Raw genomic sequence first — 21,418 nt, forward strand, 5'->3', positions numbered from 1 at the left:
TCTCGGGCGCCCCTGCCGATCGGATACGGCCCGCCGTCGCGTGGCCCGGAAACAAGAGAAACATTGCAGGTCAATGCAGCTGGCACGTGCTGGTCGCGGATCGACGCCCCCGCTCTCGTTCGAATACGTTCATCGACGCCCTGCTCAGCTACGCTGTCGGCCGCCAGCTGTGGAATTCCGCCACCGCTGACACGCCTTACATGAGGCATTTCCAACGATACGTGCGAGTAACACCCACACGCTGTGTACCTGAGCGCAATAGAGGTGCACACTACGCGTGACCGAGAGTTGCAACCCCTCGCCCGTCGATCGGGCCAGCGCTCTGGAAAGGAAGGACTCGCGAGTGTTCAGCCGCATTGCCATCGTGAACCGGGGAGAGGCCGCCATGCGCCTCATCAACGCCGTCCGAGACTTGGCCGCGGAGACCGCGCGACCGATCGAAACCGTCGCACTGCACACCGATGTCGACCGGAACGCGACGTTCGTGCGCGAGGCCGACATCGCCTACGACCTCGGTCCGGCGTCCGCACGCCCGTACCTGGATCTGAAGGCGCTCGAACGTGCGTTGGTGGAGACCGAAGCCGACGCCGCTTGGGTCGGCTGGGGTTTCGTCGCGGAAGACCCGGCCTTCGCGGAGCTGTGCGAACAGATCGGAGTCACCTTCATCGGCCCCAGCCCGGACGCCATGCGCAAGCTCGGCGACAAGATCGGCGCGAAGCTGATCGCCGAGGAGGTCGGTGTGCCGGTCGCGCCTTGGAGTCGCGGTGCGGTCGAGACCGTGGAAGCTGCCCTGACAGCCGCAACCGAGATCGGCTACCCGCTGATGCTGAAGGCGACCGCAGGCGGCGGTGGGCGCGGCATCCGGGTGATCACGAACGACGCCGAGCTCGTCGATGCCTACGAGCGCACCCGGCAGGAGGCCGCGCGGGCGTTCGGCAGTGGCGTGGTATTCCTGGAGCGGCTGGTCACCGGCGCCCGGCACGTCGAGGTCCAGGTAATCGCCGACGGCCAGGGCACTGCGTGGGCGCTCGGCGTTCGCGACTGCTCGGTGCAGCGGCGCAACCAGAAGGTCATCGAGGAGTCCGCGTCACCGGTACTGCGTCCCGAGCAGGCAGCCGAGCTCAAGGCATCGGCCGAGCGGCTGGCGATCGCGGTCGACTATCGCGGTGCGGCGACCGTCGAGTTCCTCTACCACCCCGGTGACCAGCTGTTCGCATTCCTCGAGGTCAACACCCGCCTGCAGGTCGAACACCCGATCACCGAGTACACCACCGGGTTCGATCTCGTTCGGGCGCAGCTGTTGGTGGCCTCCGGCGGCCGGCTCGAAGGTGACCCGCCGGCCGAGCGCGGGCACGCCATCGAGGCCCGGCTCAACGCCGAAGACCCCGACCGCGACTTCGCGCCCGCCCCGGGCCGCATCGCGCGGCTGGACCTGCCTGCCGGGCCTGGCATCCGCGTCGACACCGGCGTCAGCGAGGGCGACACCATTCCCGCCGACTTCGACTCGATGATCGCCAAGATCATCGCCTACGGCCGTAACCGCGAGGAAGCGCTGGGCCGGCTGCGCCGGGCAATGGCGCAGACCAGGGTGATCATCGAGGGCGGCGCAACGAACAAGAGCTTCGTGCTCGACCTGCTGAACCAGCCCGAAGTGATCGACGCCAGCGCAGACACCGGCTGGATCGACCGCGTCCGCGGTGCGGGCCGGCTCGTATCGCACCGACACTCTGCCATCGCGTTGGCCGCCGCCGCCATCGATGCCTACGAGGAGGAGGAGCGCGTCGAGCGGCACCGGCTGCTGTCCACGGCCTCCGGCGGACGCCCTCAGGTGCAACACGCAAGCGGCCGACCGCTCGACCTCAAACTGCGCGGCGTCGGCTACCGCGTACGCGTCGCACGCATCGGTGCGCACCGGTTCCGCATCGGTATCGAGGCGGGTGGCGACATCCGCACCGCCGACGTCGATCTCGAGCGCTTCGATCACCACACCGGGCAGATTCTGGTCAACGGCAGCAGGTACCGCCTGATCACCGGGACACATGGGCCGATCCACCTCGTCGATGTCGACGGTGTGACACATCGGATCAGCCGCGACGAGGGCGGCGTCGTCCGCTCACCCGCCCCCGCGCTGGTTGTCGCCACGCCGCTCGAGATCGGCGCCGAGGTCGAGGCGGGCGCGCCGGTGCTGGTGCTGGAGAGTATGAAGATGGAGACGGTGCTGCGCGCGCCGTTCAAGGCACGGCTCAAGGAATGCGTCGTGTCCGTCGGCACCCAGGTGGAGACCGGTGCACCGCTGCTGTGGCTCGAACCGCTCGCCGATGAGGACGAAGCCGAGGACACCACCGCGGTCGGGTCCGTCGAGCTGGACCTGCCCGTCGAGTCCGCGCAGGTCCAACCGCACGAGCGAACGACCCGCGGTCAGGAGGACCTGCGCAGCCTGCTGCTCGGGTTCGACGTCGACCCACACGACGACCGCCGAGTGCTCGACGACTACCTCACCGCGCGCCGGGCGGCCTTGAAGGACGGCCACCGACCGCTCGCCGAGGAACTCGAACTCGTGGCGGTGTTCGCCGACCTCGCAGAACTGAGCCACAACCGCTCGTCGGATGAGGAGGGCAGCCACAGCCACGTCCACAGCGCCCGCGAGTACTTCCACACCTACCTGCAAAGCCTCGACGTCGAGCGGGCCGGGCTGCCGGAGTCGTTCCAAGCCAAGCTCGCCAACGCGCTCGGGCACTATGGTGTCACCGATCTGGAACGTTCCCCCGAACTCGAGGCTGCGGTCTTCCGGATCTTCCTCGCCCAGCAACGTCCGTCCGACACCGTCACCGTCATCACGACGCTGCTGCGCGAGTGGCTGCAGGAGCCGATGCCGGATGCGGCGCTGCGCGAGCCCGTCGGCCTGGCGCTGGAGCGGCTGGTGGCTGCGACGCAGGTGCGCTTCCCCGTGATCGCCGACCTTGCCCGCGGCGTGGTGTACGCCTGGTACGGCCATCCGTTGCTGCGGCGTAATCGCGCTCGCGCATACACCAATATCCGCAGGCACCTGCGCCACCTGGATGCGCACCCGGACGCGCCCGATCGCGCCGAGCACATTGCCGACATGGTGCGCAGCACCGAGCCGCTGGTGCGGTTGCTCGGCCAACGGCTGGTGCGCGGCAACCTGGACAACACGGTCATGCTGGAGGTGCTGACCCGGCGGTACTACGGAAACAAGGGCCTCACCAGCGTTCGCACCCAAGACGTGGGCGGCTGCACATTCGTGATCGCCGAGCGCCGCGGCCTGAGCCTGGTGTCCGCTGCGGTGAGCTTCGACGCGCTCGACACCGCGCTGCGCGGACTCGCCGAAGTGGCGACCGGCGCCGCGTCCATCGACGCCGACATCTACCTCAGCTGGGAGAAGCAGCCAGGGGACTTCGACGCGATGGCAGCGGCGTTGCACGATGCCCTCAGCGCGCACCGGATGCCGAACCAGGTGCACCGGATCACCGCCACCGTCGCCGGTAGCGGCGGTGCGGTGATGCACCACCACTTCACCTTCCGCCCATCTGCCACCGGTATGGCCGAAGAGCGACTGATCCGCGGCCTGCACCCGTACATCGCGCAACGGATGCAGATGCAGCGGCTGCGCAAGTTCGACCTCACCCGCCTGCCGTCCTCCGACGACGAGGAGGTCTACCTGTTCCGATGCGTCGCGAAAGAGAACCCGGCGGACGATCGCCTCATCGCGTTTGCGCAGGTGCGTGACCTGGCCGCACTGCGCGAGCACGACGGACGGCTGCTCGCGCTGCCGACCGCCGAGGCCACCATCGCCACCTGCCTCGACTCGATCCGCCGTGCGCAGTCGTTGCGGCCGTCGGCCAAACGCTTCAACACCAACCGCATCGTGATGTACATCTGGCCGCCGATCGACGTCACCCCTGCCGAACTGGAAACGGTCGTCCAGCATGTGCGGCCGACGACCGCGGGCGCCGGGCTCGAGGAGATCCTGCTCATCGCGCGTCAGCGTGATCCCAACACCGGCGAGCTGATCAAGGTCGCGGTGCATATCGGCTTCGACGCCACCGAAGTGACCGTCGGCGAACGGTCCGACGAGCCGGTCGAGCCGATCGACGAGTACCGACAAAAAGTGCTGCGGGCCAGCAGCCGCAACACCGTGTACCCCTACGAGCTGACCGGTCTGCTCGGTGACTTCGCCGAATACGACCTCGACACCGACCACACACTGGTGCCGGTCGACCGACCCAAGGGTCGCAACACCGCAGCGATCGTCGCGGGCGTGGTCACCACCCCGACCCCGCAGCATCCACAGGGCATCACCAGGGTGATCCTGCTCGGTGATCCGACGAAATCGCTGGGCGCACTGTCGGAACCGGAGTGCCGCCGCGTGATCGCCGCGTTGGACTTGGCCGAACGGATGCAGGTACCGCTGGAGTGGTATGCCTTGTCCTCCGGCGCTCGGATCTCCATGGCGTCGGGCACCGAGAACATGGACTGGGTGGCGGCTGCGCTCAAGCGGATCGTCGAGTTCACCCAGGACGGCGGTGAGATCAACATCGTGGTCGCAGGCATCAACGTCGGTGCACAGCCGTACTGGAACGCCGAAGCGACGATGCTCATGCACACCAAGGGCATCTTGGTGATGACGCCGGACTCCGCGATGGTGCTGACCGGCAAGCAGTCGCTGGACTTCTCCGGTGGTGTGTCGGCCGAGGACAACTTCGGCATCGGTGGCTACGACCGGGTGATGGGTCCGAACGGGCAAGCGCAGTACTGGGCGCCGAATCTGACCGCAGCGCGCGACGTGCTGATGTCGCACTACGACCACACCTACGTCGCACCGGGCGAGCAGGCGCCGCGGCGGTCGCAGACCAGCGACCCCGTCGATCGGGATGTCTCCGACTTCCCGCACGTACTGGCCGACAGTGACTTCACCACCGTCGGCGAGATCTTCTCCGCCACTGCCAACCCGGACCGCAAGAAGCCCTTCGACATCCGGACCGTGATGCGGGCACTCTCCGACCAGGACCACCCAGTGCTGGAACGCTGGGCCGGCATGGCCGACGCCGAAACGGCAGTGGTGCAGGACGCGCATCTCGGCGGCATCCCGGTGTGCCTGCTCGGCATCGAGTCACGGGGGGTGCCGCGGCGCGGATTCCCGTCTACCGACGGCCCGGACACCTACACCGCGGGCACCCTGTTCCCGCAGTCGTCGAAGAAGGCCGCGCGGGCAATCAACGCGGCCAGTGGCAATAGGCCGCTGGTTGTGCTCGCAAACCTGTCCGGCTTCGACGGCTCGCCCGAATCGATGCGGAAGCTGCAGCTGGAGTACGGCGCCGAGATCGGCCGCGCGATTGTGAACTTCCAAGGCCCCATTGTGTTCTGCGTGATTTCGCGATACCACGGTGGCGCGTTTGTGGTGTTCTCGAAGGCGCTGAACCCGAATATGACTGTGCTCGCGCTGCAAGGCTCGTTCGCCTCGGTGCTCGGCGGTGCTCCGGCCGCGGCAGTGGTGTTCTCCGCTGAGGTCAACACGCGCACCGCGGCCGATCCCCGGGTGCGGGACCTGCAGGCGCGCGCCGCCAATGGATCCGGTACCGATCGCGCGGCCCTGACCGCGGAACTCGACGAGGTCCGATCGTCGGTCCGCGCGGAGAAGCTCGGTGATGTCGCCGCAGAATTCGACCGCGTGCACAATATTCAGCGCGCTGTCGAGGTCGGTTCGGTCGACGCCATTATCAGTGCCTCCGAACTCCGCCCACGCATCATCGAGGCCATCGAGGCTCGTCTGCCCGGTAGCGCTTCCGGAGTTCTTATCGATGATGCTCGTGGTCAGCAGGCTGAACTCGGGGCGGCCACCATTTGATTGTGTGACACAACTGAACTGGGAATGGTTGCGGCTGGTAACAGCCTGGACCCCACCGAGTTTCGCGCCGGTCGAAATTCGGTGGGGTGGACCCGTAGCCGCCGGTATCAGCGATCGGTGGACGCGGCGGTGGCATAGTCTGCCGCCGCAAAGCCGCCGATCACCCTGGGATCGGCGTGCGCGGATCGTCTCCGGTCGGTGCCGGAATACGTTGTCGAACCCTCGACGATCGCCCCGGATCCGCCTCGAGCCGTTCGTCGGCTTTCGTGGTGGTCAAGTTGATGACGTAATGCGCCGAAGGCGAATCAGGGTGCGCCGCATCGTGTTCCTGTAAATCGCCCGTGATAGTGGTCTGCATTCCCGAAATTACGCGTCTCCTCGTATGTTTGGACAGGAGGATTCCGCGACACGAACAATCCGGGTGGGTGACTACTTCGAGCGGCGGCGCATGGTGAGTACACCGGTGACCCATCCGATCACGAACATTGTCAGCAGGATCAGCCACATCGGTGAACGAATAGTGATCAACAGGAATTCGATGGAGACCTTGCTGCGGTTCTCGGCGACGAAGACGACCGCCAAGACCGTGACCGAGAGGGCAACCCACTGCGTTGGTGAGATACGGGCCAGTATCGAACGATTCTCGGTGCTGTTCATGGCGAATCCCTCTGTACTAGTTGGTGTCGGATCGTTATTCGGCTGTGGTGAGCGTTGCCCGCAAGCTTCGACCAAAGTATGACGTGAGTCGCAATGGAAGATGCGTATTTGTGTAGAGCTGAATTTGTCCGGATTCACCGAGGGGGGTCCGACGCGGATAGGTTCACGGCCTATCCGAAGAAATAGATATTCGAGCTCGCACCATCGAGCGCCTGTTCGCCCGCCGCCGTCCGCTCGTTCCGCGGAAGGGGGACGAGCGGACGGCCGCGTGGGTCAGTTCATGTCCGCAGTATGGGGAAGATCGGTGACCGATGTTCCGACATGAAGGGTGAAGACTCCGGGCTCGGTTTCCCAGCCGTGCTCGGTCCAGTGCTCGAAAGCGCGCTGTGGCAGCTCGATGTCGATGGTGCGTGACTGTCCGGGGTCGAGGGTGACGGTGGTGAAGCCCGCGAGCCAGCGGACCGGGCGGTCGATGGCGCTGTCCGGTCGGGACAGATATGCCTGGAAGACCTGCTTTCCGGTGCGGGCGCCGGTGTTGCGGACGGTGAGGGTGGCCGTGCGGCCGGAGACCGTCAGATCACTGGAGGACCAGGTGGTGTAGCCGAGTCCGTGCCCGAAGGGGTAGGCGGGTTCGATGCCGGCGCGCAGCCAGGCGCGGTAGCCGATATGGATGCTTTCGGTGTAGTCGAGGACGCCGTTCGCCGGCGTGGTGTCGAGGACGGGGACCTCGGCGATGGTCTTGGGCCAGGTGGTGGGCAGCCGCCCGCCGGGTTCGGCCACGCCGGTGAGGATTTCGGCGAGTGCGGTGCCGAACTCCTGGCCGGGGAACCAGGCCAGCAGTACGGCGGCGACATCGTTGCGCCACGGCATCTCCACCGGAGCACCGGAATTGACCACCACAATGGTGCGCGGATTCACCGCGGCGACCGCGGCGACGAGTTCGTCCTGGCGGCCGGGTAGGCGCAGCGAGGTGCGGTCGCTGCCTTCGCTCTCGATGTGCTCGGTGGTGCCGACCACGACCACCGCGGCCTCGGCGGTGCGCGCCAATTCGATTGCGGCCGTGAACTCTTCATCCTCCGAGCGTTGCGGGCGCTTGATGCCCAGCGTGACGCCCATGACGACACCCAGACCCGGGATGGCCCCCTGGACGGTGACGGCGATCCGCACATCGACTTCCTGGCCGACGGTGAGGGTCCGGGTCACCGACCGCTGCGGTGGGTTCAGCAGCGCCGCGGCCGGATCGCCCCCGGTCATCGTGACGTTCTCTTCGATCGCCACCGTCGCGTCGATATCCAGTCGCACCGGGCCGGTGCCACCGAAACCGATCTCCCAGTCGCCCGCGACATCTGCGCGCACCCGCGCGTGCAATTCGATCAGCGTCGCCTCGGTAGCCAGGTCGTCACCGAGCATGACCACGGTGCCGGTCGCGCGGTGCCGGGTGCCGATCTCGGTCTCACCCGCGAAGTACCGCACATTCATTCCCGGCGTTTGGGTCTCCGGATCGGTGATGAGCTCGAGCGGGGCGGGGATCAACCCCTCGACCAAGCGGTAACCCGGCGTATGCGTCACCGGCAGTACGGCCGCCAATCCGGCCAGGGGAGTGCTGAGGTGATCCGGGATCACCGTCGCGCTGCCGCCGCCCATGATGCGCGGTTCCGTCGCGGCCGGGCCCAGCAATGCGACCGCGGTGTCCTCGCGCAGGGGGAGTGTTCCGTCGTTGTGCACCAGCACCATGGCCTGGGTGGTGATACTGCGAACCACGTCGCGCATCTGATTGTCGGTGAAATGCATGGTGGGCCGCGGTGATCCGTCCAGCGCGCCGACGCGGGCGGCGAATCGCAGGATCCGTCGTACCTTATCGTCGATCGCGGACTCGGGGACCGCACCGGACCGGATCGCCGCCAGCAGCGGCTCACCCCACAGCATCGGCGGGCCGGGCATGCAGAGATCGGTGCCCCCGGCCGCGCCCTCGGTACTGCGGACGGCCCCCCAGTCGGACACCACCACGCCATCGAATCCCCATGCGCCCTTGAGTGGTTCGTCCAGCAGCGGGTTCTCCGACATGGCGACGCCGTTCACGCCGTTGTAGGAGTCCATGATCATCCAGGAGCCGGCCTCGACGGCCCGTTCGAACGGGTACAGGTAGAGCTCACGCAGCGCGCGGTCGCTGACGCGGACATCGACGGTGAAGCGGTCGGTCTCGGAGTCGTTGGCCACGAAGTGTTTCGGGCACGCGCTGACCCCGTGCTCCTGCACCGCCCGGACATAGGCGGCGGCCATCTCGCCACTGAGCACCGGGTCCTCGGAGAAGCATTCGAAGTGCCGCCCGCCCATCGGCGACCGGTGCAGATTGATGGTCGGGCCCAGCACCGCGTACACGTTCTTGCGTCGGGCCTCGGCGGCGATCAGCGCGCCGACCTCGCCGAGCAGCTGCGGATCCCAGGTCGCCGCCACGGCGGTCCCCGAGGGCAGGCTCACCGAGGGGTCGCGCTCGTCCCAGTTCTCGCCGCGCACACCGGACGGGCCGTCCGATACCGGCATTTCGGCGAGCCCGATGGCGGGATCACCCGCCAGCCGGAACAAGCTTGCTCCGGAGATCAGTCGTAGCTTGCCGGGCAGATCGAGCTTTGCCAGCAGTTCCTCGATGGGGTCGTCCATATGAAAGTCCTAGTCGTCGGTCAGTTCGTGATGTTGCTGGCCTGATCGGCCCAGTGCGCGTTGCGCAGTATTTCGCCGGTGCCGGAGGCGAATGCGCTGCGCGCGTGAGAATCACCGCGCAGCCGGTCCATGAACCACGCGGTGAGGTAGCCGAGGTAGCCGTCCACACCGGCGGTGCACCCGTAGTTCGTGCACCCGGGCTGGCCCTGAATGTCGTTGTGGTTGGCGCCTACCAACGCTGCCTTGGTCTTGGGTAGCCCAGCCGGTATCGCATCGTAATAGCCCTGCATGGATTGCGGGCCGATCTGCTGCTGTGGCGCTGGCTGATTCGACGGGGAGATGGGGTCCACGGTGGCGTTGACCAGCAGCACCGAGCCGGAGGTCAGTGTGGTGGGGTCGATGCAGATGTCCTGTCCGGGCACGAGCGGCAATGCCTTGCAGAGGGCCTGCAAGGGCATCTCGACGGTGACCGCCGTGGTGAGTACGCCCCTCGAACGGGCGAGGGCGTTGAGCGCGCCCAATCCGCCCTGGGAGTGGCCCATTGCGCCCGCCGACCGGGTATCCACCTTCCCGTAGAAGACGCTGGCCGGATCACGGTCCTGCTCGGTCAGATAGGTCACCGCGTCGAGCATTTGAGCACCCGTGCCGGTGCTGGTCATGTCCGGCGCGATCACCACGAAACCCCAGGAGGCCAGATGCGACAACAGGTAGTCGTACTGGCGAGGATGTGCGTCTGTGCCATCTCCCCAGGTGATGATCGGGTAGCGCGTCCCGGTCGCGCCCAGGTCCGCCGGGTACCAGATGTCGTAGGCATCGTGGGTGGAGGTGCAGCAGTCGGTGCCGGTCCGCGTGGCCACCGGATGCGGACCCGCCTGGTAGTACGTGGCTTCGACCGCTCCGGCGGGTTGATAGTCGGGGGCCGCCCAGGCTGGCGTCGCGCCGGAGATCGCGGCGTAGGACAGCGCGACTGCTGCGGCGACGGCGTGGACACGGCTACGCTGCCGCGTGGATTGTTGACTCACGGTCGCGGACGTTACGGTGATCTGATCCGATCCGGGGCCGGGTGGTTTGTTCTGCAGACAGCTGCAGACGAGCAGGAGCAGCGCCGATTGGTGGCGCGATGGTGAGGGATCACCGGGACTGCGGGCAGGAGTGATCTCATGCTCTGCCCTCGCCCAGCGTGCGCCTTCTCCTGGAATCCGGTGGCACGGATCATCCGAGGGCTCGCCGGTACGATATGGATCGCTGGCAAATAACGTAACAGGTTACTATGTAATTGTGACCTCGGATACCCCGCGGCGTCCCGGGCGCCCACGTGACGCCGACAAGGACCTCGCCGTGCTCATTGCCGCGCGCCACTTGCTCGCCGAGGTCGGTTATCCGCAGACGACCATCGTCGCGATTGCCAAGCGCGCCGGGGTGAACACTCCCGCCATCTATCGGCGCTGGCCGACCCGGCAGGCGCTGCTCGAGGAGGCCATCCACGGGCCGGGCGCACACGCACTACCCGAGCCGACCGGGGATCTGCGCGCCGATCTGGCGACCTGGGTGCGCATATTCCTGGCCCGTGCCGACAGTCCCGCCGCCCGCGCCGGGGTACCGGGACTGCTCGCCGATTCTCAGACCGAGGAGGCTCGCCGTCGGTTGCTGACCATCGGGGCTCCGGTGCGCAAGGCATTCGCGGAACTACTCGGCGCCGCAGTCGACGATGGCCGGATAGCGCCGGGTGCCGACCCGGATCTCCTCTTCGAAATACTCTCCGGAACAACGACATTCCACGCCCTACTGCGCGTCGGCGGGCAGGTCGAGCCGTTCGTGTCGGGCCTGGCCGATGCCCTGTACGTTATGGCGTCCCAGGGCGTGGCGACTGGTCGCGCCTGAGTGTCACGCCCCGGCGGGAGTGGTGATGCCGACCGACGCCAGGGTGCGGTCGATGAGCGACTCGATGCGCTCCCGGGGCCAGCCCTCGGGATTCTCGACGGCGGCCACGGTGATGCCATAGACGGTGACCACCAATTGGTCTACGGCCGTGCGGGATACGCCGATGCGATCGAGAAGTTGGACGATCTGCTCGCTGAACCACTGGGCGTAGGCGATGGAGAGGTCGCGGATCTGTTGCCCGTTGGCGGCTTCGGACAGGGGGAGGGCGATGAGCCAGGCGCGCGACTCGCGAATACCGGCTTCGTCGACCGGGCAGTTTTCCACCAGTATGGTGCGCAGGATCGTGACGGGATCGCCTTCGGGCGCGGCGAATTCGCCGAACGCCGGTCGGTGGGGTGATCGATTGCGCCCTGATCCAGCGCCTGCGCCGACTGCTGACCGATCGCCGGGATTCTGACAATAGGTCGGGTGGCGTAACCGAAAGCAGGCGTGATCTGGAACACTCCCAATAACATAACATGCTACTATGTAATTGTGAGTAGAGAATTTCAGCCACTCGCCGAGGCCCGATGAAGGTCGATCTGCAGCTGGACGGGCGACCCGGCGAAATGGCCGCTCGGGCGGCCGAATTGGTCGCATGCGGTGCCGACGGCCTGTTCACGTTCGAGGGTGCGCACGATGCCTTCCTGCCGCTGGCCGTGGCGGCAGGCGCGGAACCGGTCGATCTGATGACCAATGTCGCCATCGCGCTGCCGCGCAGCCCGCTGCATCTGGCGCACGCAGCCTACGATCTACACCTACTCAGCGGCGGCCGGTTCCGGCTGGGGCTGGGCTCGCAGACCCGACCGCACATCGAAAAGCGTTACGGCGGTGAGTGGTCGCGGCCGGCGGCGCGGATGCGGGAATCGGTGCTGGCGGTCAAGGCGATCCTCGGTGCCTGGCAACACGGCACGGAACTGCGCTTCGAGGGTGAATTCACCCGGCATACCCTCATGCCGCCGACCTTCGACCCCGGGCCCAATCCCTATGGGCTGCCGGAGATCTGCCTCGGCGCGCTCGGTCCGATCATGACCCGGGTGGCCGCCGAAGTCGCCGACGGCTTGTTGGTCATGCCGTTCAACAGCGCCCGTCACTTCCGCGAGCGCACCCGGCCCGCCATTGCGGAGGGCCTCGAGCGCGCCGGTCGCGACGCCGCGGAGCTGGCGATCTACCCGCAGGTGGTGGTCGCGATCGGTCGGACCGCGGCAGAACTGGACGCCGCCGCCCACGGCGCTCGTCGATTGCTCGCCTTCTACGGATCGACTCCGGCCTACCGCCCGGTGCTCGACGTGGAGGGGTGGGGAGATCTGCAACCGGAATTGAACGCCCTGTCCAAGCGGGGCGAGGTCACCGCGATGACCGAGCTCATCGATCACCGGATGCTCCGGACGCTGGCCGTCCACGGCACACCCGAGGACTGCGCTGCCGCCATCGTGGCTCGCTTCGGTGCCTACGCCGACCGGATCTGCTGCTATTTCCCCGGATACGAGGTCGCCGCCGTACACGTCATGGACCTGATCGCTGCGCTGCAGGCCGCGTCATGAGCGGCCTGCGCGTCGAAATTGACGGCGGGGTAGCGGTTTTGACCCTGGACCGCCCACAGCGCCGCAATGCCTTCACCAGTGCCATGGGTCGCGCGCTCGGGCAGGCATACCGCGACCTCGACGCCGACGACGCGGTCCGGGTGCTCGTGTTGACCGGGGCCGCCCCGGCCTTCTGTGCCGGAGCGGACCTGTCCGGCGGTGTGGACACCTTCGAAAGTCCCGATGGCAGCATGTTTTCCGCGTCTCCTGTCGATCCGCCCGCCTTCGCGCTACGGAAACCGGTGATCGCCGCCGTGAACGGGCACGCCATCGGCATCGGCATGACGCTGGCCATGCAGGCCGACATTCGCCTCGTCGCCGCCGACGCCCGCTATGCCATTTCGCAGGTGCGGCTCGGCGTGCTGCCCGATGCCATGGCGCACTGGACGGTGGCCCACGTCGCGGGCCTGGCGGTAGCGGCGGACATTCTGTTGTCCGGCCGGACATTCGACGGTCACGAGGCAGTCCGCCTCGGGCTGGCCAGCCGCTGCCTGCCCACTGCCGAGGTACTCCCCGCCGCCCTCGAACTGGCCCGGGACATGGCGGTCAACGTCGCCCCCATGTCTGCCGCGCTGAGCAAAAGACTGCTGTGGGACACCGCGATTCGCGGCTATCACCCCACCCGCGTCGCCGATCTCGAAACCGAACTGCATCTGCGGGTCATGGGCCGCCCCGACGCTGCCGAGGGCGTGCGCGCCCGCCTCGAACATCGCGAACCGGTCTGGTCGGCGCGACTGTCGGCCGAATGGAAGGACCTACCGAAGACATGATCACCTCTCCCCATCCTGGCGGAGCGGCACGGACTACCGACGAGGTGCTCGACGGCGTCGATCTCAGCGGGCGCACTGCCCTGGTGACGGGGGCTACCAGTGGGCTCGGGGCGGAGACCGCCCGATCCATGGCCGCCGCCGGGGCCACCGTGGTGCTCGCCGCCCGCGACTTCGACGCCGCGGTCGATCGCGCCCGCCGGATCCGCGAGCTGCATCCGAACGCCGACCTGGACGTCATCGGCCTGGACCTGACCGATCTGAACAGCGTGCGCGCCGCCGCGGGCATTCTCGCACTACGGCGCACCGGTCTCGATCTGCTCATCAACAACGCCGGGGTGATGTACCCGCCGCTCATCCGGACTGGTAACGGATTCGAATTGCAGTTCGCCACAAACTATCTCGGGCACTTCTTGCTCACCACCCAACTGCTCCCGGTGCTGGCGGCCACCGGCGTGCGGACCGGGCGTCCGGCGCGGGTGATCACGCTCTCCTCCGACGCACACCATGCCTATGCGATCGACCTGCAGGACCCGCACTGCTGGCAGCGCCCGTACGACAAGTTCGTCGCCTACGCCCAATCGAAGGCGGCGAATGTGCTGATGACCGTCGAATTGCAGCGGCGGCTGGCCACGGCTCCGGTCGCCGCGTACGCCGTGCACCCGGGTGTCTGCGTGACAGGGTTGGCCCGCTTCATGTCTCGCGACGACTTCGCCGAGATGCGGCGGCTCAGTGCCGGTGCTCCGGATCGGCTGGACCACCCGAAATCGGTCGAGCAGGCCGCGGCGACGTCGGTGTGGGCCGCGACCGCGGCGGAACTCGATGCGCACCGGGGCGCGTACCTGGCCGATTGTGCGATCGGCCGGGCCGCCGACCACGCCACCGACCCGGACACGGCGTTGGCGTTGTGGGAACTGTCCACCCGGCTGACTGCCCCCCATTGACGACGAGATCGTCTCCAGTACTTGCGAATTCATATCTCAGGAGCACTTCGATGTCCCTTGCCGTAGACGCCGATCAGCGCGCGCTGGCCGAGTCCGTCGCCGCGTTCGCCCGCAGGATCGCCCCACTGTCGCAGACCCGCGATCACCTTCATCATTACGCGGTCGGGAAAATGCCCGCCGAAGTCTGGGACGCGCTGTGTGAGCAGGGCCTGCACAATCTGCACCTGCCCGCGGCGAACGGGGGCGACGAGTGCGGACTGGTGACGCTTGCGGTCGTCATCGAGCAATTGGGCGCGGCATTGTTCCCAGGCCCGTACCTGTCCACCGTGACCGCGAGCGCGCTGGCAATGCTCGCGGCGTCCGGCTCGAAACGGCTGCTGGAAGACTTCAGCGCCGGCATGACCGGCGCGGTGGTCACCGGGACCGTACTGCGGGCAACCCGGCATCCGGACGGCTGGGTGGTGTCCGGCCTTTCCGATCCGGCGCTCGGATTGCCGGGCGCACGACGTCTGGTAGTGCGCGCCGAGATCGACGGTAATTCCGGTGTGAGCATGTGGTTCTGGCTCACATCCGCCGATACGAATGCCTCGGTACCGGTGATCGGGGCCGAAGCGGTCGACCTGACCCGTTCGGTCGGCCGCGCCGAATTCGATGCCTACCCGGTGCCCGCGGCACAGGTGCTGGAGGGCATTGATCCGGCCGCGGCGCAGCTGTGGATGACCGCGCTGCTGGCGGCCGAAGCCACCGGTGTCTGCACCTGGTTCTTGGATACCACCGTCGAATACGTCGGCATGCGACAACAATTCGGCCGTCCGATCGGCAGTTTCCAAGCCGTCCAGCACAAGGCGGCGCTCATGCTGGTCCGTGCCGACGTGACCGCCGCGGCCACCTGGGACGCGGCGCGCGCCGAAACCCAGACCACCGATCAGCAACGCCTCGCCGCCGCGCACGCCGCAGTGACCGCCGTACCCGCCGGAGTCGACCAGGCGTTGGATTGCATCAGCCTGCTCGGCGGCATCGGATTCACCTGGGAACACGACGCACACCTGTATTGGCGACGGGCGATCAGCCTCGCCGCGGCCGGCGGTGGCGCGGACCACTGGGCCCGCGAGCTGGGGGAGCGGTCGCTGGGCGCCGAGCGTGACTTCTCGTTCGTCACACCGGAATCGCTGCCCGAACTGCGCGCCTGGGTCGGGCCCGTTCTGGACGAGGTGGCCGCCATGCCCGACGATGAAATACCGTCCGCCGGTTGGGCGCCGGCACGCGGCGCGGCCCGCCGGGCCCGACTGGTAACCGACGGCTTGGTGGCACCGCATTACCCGCACCCCTACGGACTCGGTGCGGGCCCGGCCGAACAGGCCGTAATCGCCGAGGAATTCGCCCGCCGCGATCTCACCCAACCCGAACTGGGCATCGGTGGCTGGGTGCTCCCGACTCTGATCGAATACGGCAGCTCTGAGCAGCGCGACCGGTTCGTCTCCGACACCCTGTGCGGCCGCATCATCTGGTGCCAACTGTTCTCCGAGCCCGGTGCGGGCTCGGACCTGGCCGGATTGTCGACTGCCGCAAGAAAAGTCGAGGGCGGTTGGCTGCTGACCGGCCAGAAGGTGTGGAACTCCCAAGCGCAGGAGGCGGATTGGGCCGTCTGCCTGGCGCGCACCGATCCCGCCGCGCCGAAACACGCCGGCCTGACCTACTTCCTGGTCCGCATGGACAGCGCAGGAATCGATGTACGACCGCTTCGGCAGGCCACCGGCATCTGGGAATTCAACGAGGTGTTCCTCGACGAGGTGTTCGTCCCCGACAGCCACGTGGTCGCCAACCCCGGCGACGGCTGGCGAATCGCCGTCACCACCCTCTCCAACGAACGGCTCACCATGGGATCGGCCACCTTCGGCCACGGCTCGAGCGCCCTGGTGCGCCGTCTACTCGACTCCGGTGACCACGCGGGCTCCCGCGACGACGCGGTGCGTGTGCTCGGCCGGAATACCGCTCTCGAACTCTCGGTCGCGGCATTGAATTTGCGCAATGCCTTTGCCCGTCTCAACGGCGTCGCCGACGGTAACAGCGCCAGCATCAGCGTCCGCAAGGTCTGGCACGCCATCGCCCAGCGAGAAGCCTCCCGCGCGCTGATGTCGATCCTCGGCCCACGCGCCGCCCTCGGCTACCCCGACCAGCCCTACACCTTCGACTTCCTCGGCCTGCCCGCGATCCTCTTCGGCGGCGGCACTATCGAGATTCAGCTCAACATCATCGCGCGACGGGTGCTGGACCTGCCCCGGTGACAGCGCATTCGGGGGACATCCCGCTGAGCTGAAGGCGGAGGGCCCAATCTTCGTCAACGGGGATCGGTTTCAGCGCTGACGCCCGCACCCTGTCGTCGCTGAAATCGTGTGTCAAGAGCGCGACGTGGTAGTCGCGGCCACCGCGACCAGGGCGTCGGCGATCTGCGCGCAGAATGCTTCGGCGTCATCGGTGCCGTGCGTGAGCGCCCGGAACAGGGTTGCACCGCGCAGTAGTTCGAACACCGCGTCGGCATCACAGTCGGGCGCGGCCTGACCCGAGTCCGCCGCGACGGTCAGCAACTCTTGCAGCGCTTCGCGGGTGGGCAGCTCGCCGCGATCGAGCAGGCGGCGGTAGCTGTCGTGGTCGTTGTGATACTCCGAGAGCAGGCCCGGTATGGCCGAGCGAGCCGCCGGATGCGCGGAAGCGGCCAGGAACAGGCGGGTCCAGGCCAGCAGATCCGCGCGCAGATCGCCGCTCGGATGGGGGTGGTTGAACTCGTCCAGGGCGAAGATCGCATCCTCCACCAGCGCCCGCTTGCTCGGCCAGCGGCGGTAGATCGAAGTGGTGACCACGCCCGCCCGGCGGGCCACCGCGGCAATGGTTGTGGCCTGATAACCCGCACTCACCAGCAGTTCCTGCGTGGCGCTGAGCACCTGTGCATCCAGTTGCGGGTCACGCGGGCGACCCGGGCCGGAACGGGTCCGCGGGGGTGCGCTCACGGAACTCTCCCATCGGGGCGAAAAGAAATTCTGCGAATGAGGTTACATCTAGAACAGGTTTCAAATACGCTATGGCCCGTATTCTAATTATGTGGCCGCGGCCACATGCACCGAGAGGTACTCGTCGATGTTGACGCCACAGGACGAACTGCTCTGCCACCAGCTGCCCACCACCTTCGACCACGTCCAGCAGAGCGATCTGCGTTGGACCGAGCGGGTGGTGATGTACGGGTTCGACACCACCGGCCGGGTGAGTGTGATGACCGGTATGGCGCGCTACCCCAACCGCAATCTCATCGACGCCTACGCGATGATCACCATCGGCGACAAGGCCCACGTGGTACGTATGTCCCGGCAGATCGACGGCCGCTACGACGGGCTCGGCTCCTGGCAGGTCGGGCCGTTCACCTACGAGATCATCGAGCCACTGCACAAGGTGCGCGCCACCCTCGCCGACAATGAGCACGGCATCGAGCTGCAGCTCGAGTTCGACGCGCAGTTCCCGGCTTACGAGCAGGAGCCGGCCTTCTTCCGCACCCGCGGCCGCGTGCGTGAGGACGCCCGTCGCTACTACCAGAACGGCCGCATCTCCGGCTGGTTGGAGGTGGAGGGCGAGCGCATCGAGATCGATCCCGAGACCTGGTGGTTCGGTCGCGATCACTCGTGGGGCACCCGGCACGGCGGTGGCGGCGGCGCCATCAATGAGGGCGGCGGCATTCTGCAGCCCAGTGAGATTCCGGACGGTGTCCTCTACTACATGGGCATCTTCCAATTCGAGGACGAGCTGGTGCATTTCGCGCAGCGCGAGACCCCCGAGGGCCACCGCTGGCACTTCGAGGGCACCGTGCTCGCGCCGCTCGGCTCCGATGCGCAGCCGCAGCCGGTGCGCGACGCCGGGCACGATCTGACCTTCCGCGACGACTTCCGCGTTGTCAGTGGCGGCACGTTCACCATCGTGGACGCCGCGGGTAAGACTCGGGAATTCACCATCACTCCCGTTTCCGACTTCTGGCCGGGCATTGCGGGATACGACTTCTACCGTGGCTACGCCTCCGGCATCTGGAAGGGCGAGGGCTGGAGTGACAGCTTCGTCGCCGACCTCACCGACACCAAGGACCTGAAGCAAGCCAGCATGCTCAGCGAGACCTTCTGCCGCATCGAGACCGAGGGCAAGGTCGGCTACGGCCTGGTCGAAATGGTCTTCATGGGGCGCAACGAGCGCTACGGGTACGAAGGGTACTGAACTTGACCACCACTAGACTGCCGGCAGAGCAGCTGGCGGCGGCACTGGAACCTGCTGTGCACCGGAACTTCCCGGTGTCCGGCGGTGCCCAGGTCCGCAATTTCCATCGCACCGATCGTGGATTCGCAACCGAGACCTACACGTTCGAGGTCGTGGACGAAAACCGGTCGCTGCCAATGGTTTTTCGGCGTCCACCGGAGATGGCGCTGTTTCCCGACTACGATCTGCTGCGGCAGGTGCTGGTCATGCAGCGGCTGGCCGACACCGATATCCCCGTCGCGACGCCGATCTGGCTGGACCGGGAAGGCGGCGATCTCGGCAGCCCGTACTTCGTGATGAACCGACTCACGGGCGAAGCGCCCAGCGACTTTCCCTCATATCATGTGGCGGGAAACTACTTCGAGGCCACGCCGGAACAGCGCGAGCGCATGTGGTGGGGGTGTGTCGACACCATCGCCGATATCCACCGATTGGATTGGCGGGCACTGCGACTCGACTTCCTGGCGCTGCCACGGCACGGCAGCAGCCCGGTCGCGCAGATCGTCAACTACCTGGACTCGGCGCTGGGCTGGGCCACGACGGGCGATCAACCCGAGACCTATCGGCGGGCCATCGCCTATCTGCGGGCCAACCTCTACGAGCCCGAGCACATCACGCTCTGCTGGGGTGATGCCCGCATGTCGAACATTCTGTACGACAAGGACTTCCGGGTCAGCGGCGTATTGGACTGGGAGATCGCCTACCTCGGCGATCACGAGGCCGACCTGGCCTGGCTGTTGTTCCTGGACTGGGCCAGCAGCGAATTCGAGGGTCGTGCGCCGCTGCCCGGCACACCGACCCGCGAGGAGACCATCGCCTACTACGAGAAGTGCACCGGGATGCCGGTCCGCAATCTCCGGTACAACGAGATCCTGGCGGCCGTGCTGCTGTCGGTTCCCCTGCTGCGTATGGCCAATCGCATACAGCTACCGCCGGAAATGAACATCACCGGCTTCTGCACTACCCGCATCGAGCAGCTGCTGTCCTGATCCGCGGACCGACGTTCGTGGAGGAAGAAGTAGCCGACTCCGAAAAGGCCTCCGCCCTGGGACTTGCACCAGGGACGGAGCTCTTCTCTCGTGTGGTGACCAGACGGTATGAAGGACCCATGCAGAAGCATGCATCAGAGGAACATAATCGCTCACCGCATCCTCGGACTGCACCGATGACAACCTCCCGGGTCGACACCGGTAGGCGGACCGCTCGGTACGATCCAGCGGTGCAATCCCATCCGAATGGCGACGTCGGCGCAGTGCTGCGTGCCGCCCGGCTCGCGGCCGGGGTCACCCTGGCCGGGATGGCGGCACGCACCTGCTATTCCAAGCCGTATCTGGGTCAGTTGGAAACCGGGGTCCGCACTGTCCGTGAAGAGCACGTCGCCGCCTACCAAACCGCTCTCGGTGTGCGTATCGGCGCGACCACCGCGGCGAGTGTGCTCGACGAGCTCGCCCCCCTTTTGCAGGCGGTGTTCGTCCATTCCGCAGACGATTCGCCTGCTCCTGACGACGCGGAGGCACTCGTCCGGTGGGCCCGTGCGCACCAATGGGACGACGCGCCCACTGCCCGCGAGGTTGTGACGGCCTGGTTGGCTCGCCATCGTGACCGCCTCGACACCGCGTCGGCGCGGGTCTATCTCGCCGCTGCCGAACTGGCCGATATCGCTTCGGCGATGGCCTGGGACGTCGAGGACATCGCTGCCGCACACCACTACGGAATCCTGGCCGCGCGCTGGGCGCACGCCGCGGGTGACGATGCCTTGGCGGCCGCGGTCCTGGCCTCGCTCGCCTACCAGTACTTGGACCGCAACCGTGCGTCCGAGGCCCTGGAATTGACCCGGTTCGCGCAATACGCGGCTCGGCACTCGCTGGGTCCGGCGTTGCACGCGGCGTTGGCTACCCGGGAGGCGTGGGCGCAACTGGTATTGGGCGATGAGAGGGCATTCCGGCGACTGACCGCATTTGCCGAAGACTGCCGCCAAGAACCGGATCCTATCGATGCGATCCATGTCCCGGCCGGTCGCAGTCTGCGCGCCGCGGAGCTGGCGTGTCTGATCGGCCCTCGCCGTCGGGTGCCCGGTCCGGCCGACCTGCACCGCGTCGTCGGTGCGGGCTACCGTGGCCTCGACTGCGGTCGCCCGCAGGTGCTGCACCGAGCGCAGGACCATGTCGGCCGCTCGTTGCGCGCGTCGACATCTGGTCGTGACCAGGTGTTCGAGATGGTCACCCTGGCCAGGGTCCAACTGCTGCTCGATGAGCCCGAGCAGGCCGCAGGTCTGATCACCACGGCGGCGCCACAGGCCGAGCCATGGGTGGCGGGTCGAATTGGTTCACGATTGCGTGACTTTCGTCATGAATCCGCCCGGTTCGCTTCGGTTCCCGCGATCCGCGAAGCCAACGACGCGATCGGCGCGCTCATGCACCGATGACCGGTGCTAACGGACAGGGTCTGCAAAGGTCTGCTGTTCGGGCCGAATGGCCTCAATGCTCCGTAACGTAGGCCCTCATGATCAGACGGCCCATTCAGCTAGCGTTCCGGTCCGCGGCAGTCGCTGTGTTATCAGTGGTGACCTTTCCACGCTGATACCTGGGGTGTCCGACCGACGGCTCGGGACTATCTGGCTAACGGTGGTTCCGGCCGTCTTCATCAGTAGGCTTCGGCGTCGGGCGACCAGATCGGCCGTCGGCCCCGGAGCCATCGTGCTGGTCGCTCAGGGGTGGGGGAACGTGCGGTCCCCTG

General features: G+C 67.0%; 14 protein-coding genes. 9 read left to right on the top strand and 5 right to left on the bottom strand.

Features of this window, described 5'->3' with window-relative positions; all coding sequences use genetic code 11:
- Positions 1-343: 343 nt before the first annotated feature.
- Entirely contained in the window at positions 344-5,866 is a 5,523-nt protein-coding gene (locus OHA42_RS18730) for a carboxyl transferase domain-containing protein (protein WP_406238780.1), read from the top strand.
- A gap of 429 nt (positions 5,867-6,295) precedes the next feature.
- On the opposite strand, the gene OHA42_RS18735 is transcribed toward OHA42_RS18730, so the two are convergent.
- The 3 genes from OHA42_RS18735 to OHA42_RS18745 all read right to left on the bottom strand — a co-directional run bounded on the left by OHA42_RS18735 (position 6,296) and on the right by OHA42_RS18745 (position 10,203).
- On the bottom strand, positions 6,296-6,523 hold the full coding sequence (locus OHA42_RS18735; protein ID WP_406238781.1) for a hypothetical protein: 228 nt from the start codon (positions 6,521-6,523) through the stop codon (positions 6,296-6,298).
- Between the two features lie 273 nt (positions 6,524-6,796).
- Positions 6,797-9,181, bottom strand: a complete 2,385-nt coding sequence (locus tag OHA42_RS18740) for a glycoside hydrolase family 3 C-terminal domain-containing protein (RefSeq protein WP_406238783.1) — start codon at positions 9,179-9,181, stop codon at positions 6,797-6,799.
- A gap of 20 nt (positions 9,182-9,201) precedes the next feature.
- A complete protein-coding gene (locus OHA42_RS18745; protein ID WP_406238785.1) occupies positions 9,202-10,203 on the bottom strand; it encodes a chlorophyllase/cutinase-like alpha/beta fold protein in 1,002 nt (333 codons plus the stop codon).
- A gap of 256 nt (positions 10,204-10,459) precedes the next feature.
- Between OHA42_RS18745 and OHA42_RS18750 the strand changes: the two genes are divergently transcribed.
- Positions 10,460-11,062 (top strand): TetR/AcrR family transcriptional regulator, encoded by a 603-nt coding sequence (locus OHA42_RS18750; protein ID WP_406238788.1) that lies wholly within the window; start codon positions 10,460-10,462, stop codon positions 11,060-11,062.
- Positions 11,063-11,065: 3 nt separating this feature from the next.
- Here OHA42_RS18750 and OHA42_RS18755 read toward each other — a convergent pair whose 3' ends face one another.
- Entirely contained in the window at positions 11,066-11,386 is a 321-nt protein-coding gene (locus OHA42_RS18755) for a hypothetical protein (RefSeq protein ID WP_406238790.1), read from the bottom strand.
- Between the two features lie 245 nt (positions 11,387-11,631).
- On the opposite strand from OHA42_RS18755, the gene OHA42_RS18760 reads away from it, so the two are divergent.
- The 4 genes from OHA42_RS18760 to OHA42_RS18775 are packed head-to-tail and all read left to right on the top strand — an operon-like array spanning position 11,632 to position 16,680.
- A complete protein-coding gene (locus OHA42_RS18760; RefSeq protein ID WP_406238791.1) occupies positions 11,632-12,645 on the top strand; it encodes a TIGR03617 family F420-dependent LLM class oxidoreductase in 1,014 nt (337 codons plus the stop codon).
- Positions 12,642-13,454: an enoyl-CoA hydratase/isomerase family protein gene (locus tag OHA42_RS18765; RefSeq protein WP_406238793.1), complete on the top strand. Its 813-nt coding sequence runs from the start codon at positions 12,642-12,644 to the stop codon at positions 13,452-13,454. Before OHA42_RS18760 ends, OHA42_RS18765 begins: the two co-directional genes overlap by 4 nt.
- Complete coding sequence (locus tag OHA42_RS18770) at positions 13,430-14,395, top strand: SDR family NAD(P)-dependent oxidoreductase (RefSeq protein WP_406238795.1); 966 nt, start codon at positions 13,430-13,432, stop codon at positions 14,393-14,395. Before OHA42_RS18765 ends, OHA42_RS18770 begins: the two co-directional genes overlap by 25 nt.
- 50 nt (positions 14,396-14,445) lie before the next feature.
- A complete protein-coding gene (locus tag OHA42_RS18775; RefSeq protein ID WP_406238797.1) occupies positions 14,446-16,680 on the top strand; it encodes an acyl-CoA dehydrogenase in 2,235 nt (744 codons plus the stop codon).
- A 111-nt stretch (positions 16,681-16,791) separates the two neighbouring features.
- Here OHA42_RS18775 and OHA42_RS18780 read toward each other — a convergent pair whose 3' ends face one another.
- On the bottom strand, positions 16,792-17,400 hold the full coding sequence (locus tag OHA42_RS18780; protein WP_406238799.1) for a TetR/AcrR family transcriptional regulator: 609 nt from the start codon (positions 17,398-17,400) through the stop codon (positions 16,792-16,794).
- Positions 17,401-17,527: 127 nt separating this feature from the next.
- On the opposite strand from OHA42_RS18780, the gene OHA42_RS18785 reads away from it, so the two are divergent.
- The 3 genes from OHA42_RS18785 to OHA42_RS18795 all read left to right on the top strand — a co-directional run bounded on the left by OHA42_RS18785 (position 17,528) and on the right by OHA42_RS18795 (position 21,107).
- Positions 17,528-18,643 (top strand): hypothetical protein, encoded by a 1,116-nt coding sequence (locus OHA42_RS18785; protein ID WP_406238801.1) that lies wholly within the window; start codon positions 17,528-17,530, stop codon positions 18,641-18,643.
- Between the two features lie 2 nt (positions 18,644-18,645).
- Positions 18,646-19,671 (top strand): phosphotransferase family protein, encoded by a 1,026-nt coding sequence (locus tag OHA42_RS18790; RefSeq protein WP_406238802.1) that lies wholly within the window; start codon positions 18,646-18,648, stop codon positions 19,669-19,671.
- Positions 19,672-19,901: 230 nt separating this feature from the next.
- Positions 19,902-21,107 (top strand): helix-turn-helix domain-containing protein, encoded by a 1,206-nt coding sequence (locus OHA42_RS18795; RefSeq protein WP_406238804.1) that lies wholly within the window; start codon positions 19,902-19,904, stop codon positions 21,105-21,107.
- Positions 21,108-21,418 lie beyond the last annotated feature (311 nt).

It is taken from the genome of Nocardia sp. NBC_01009, from assembly GCF_045208035.1.
Classification (GTDB): domain Bacteria; phylum Actinomycetota; class Actinomycetes; order Mycobacteriales; family Mycobacteriaceae; genus Nocardia.

Bases quoted from the DNA above. Each gene is read 5' to 3' on its own strand.
- OHA42_RS18760 (WP_406238791.1), top strand. From the start codon at position 11,632: ATGAAGGTCGATCTGCAGCTGGACGGGCGACCCGGCGAAATGGCCGCT.
- OHA42_RS18785 (WP_406238801.1), top strand. From the start codon at position 17,528: ATGTTGACGCCACAGGACGAACTGCTCTGCCACCAGCTGCCCACCACC.
- OHA42_RS18770 (WP_406238795.1), top strand. From the start codon at position 13,430: ATGGAAGGACCTACCGAAGACATGATCACCTCTCCCCATCCTGGCGGA.
- OHA42_RS18765 (WP_406238793.1), top strand. From the start codon at position 12,642: ATGAGCGGCCTGCGCGTCGAAATTGACGGCGGGGTAGCGGTTTTGACC.
- OHA42_RS18735 (WP_406238781.1), bottom strand. From the start codon at position 6,523: ATGAACAGCACCGAGAATCGTTCGATACTGGCCCGTATCTCACCAACG.
- OHA42_RS18775 (WP_406238797.1), top strand. From the start codon at position 14,446: ATGTCCCTTGCCGTAGACGCCGATCAGCGCGCGCTGGCCGAGTCCGTC.
- OHA42_RS18740 (WP_406238783.1), bottom strand. From the start codon at position 9,181: ATGGACGACCCCATCGAGGAACTGCTGGCAAAGCTCGATCTGCCCGGC.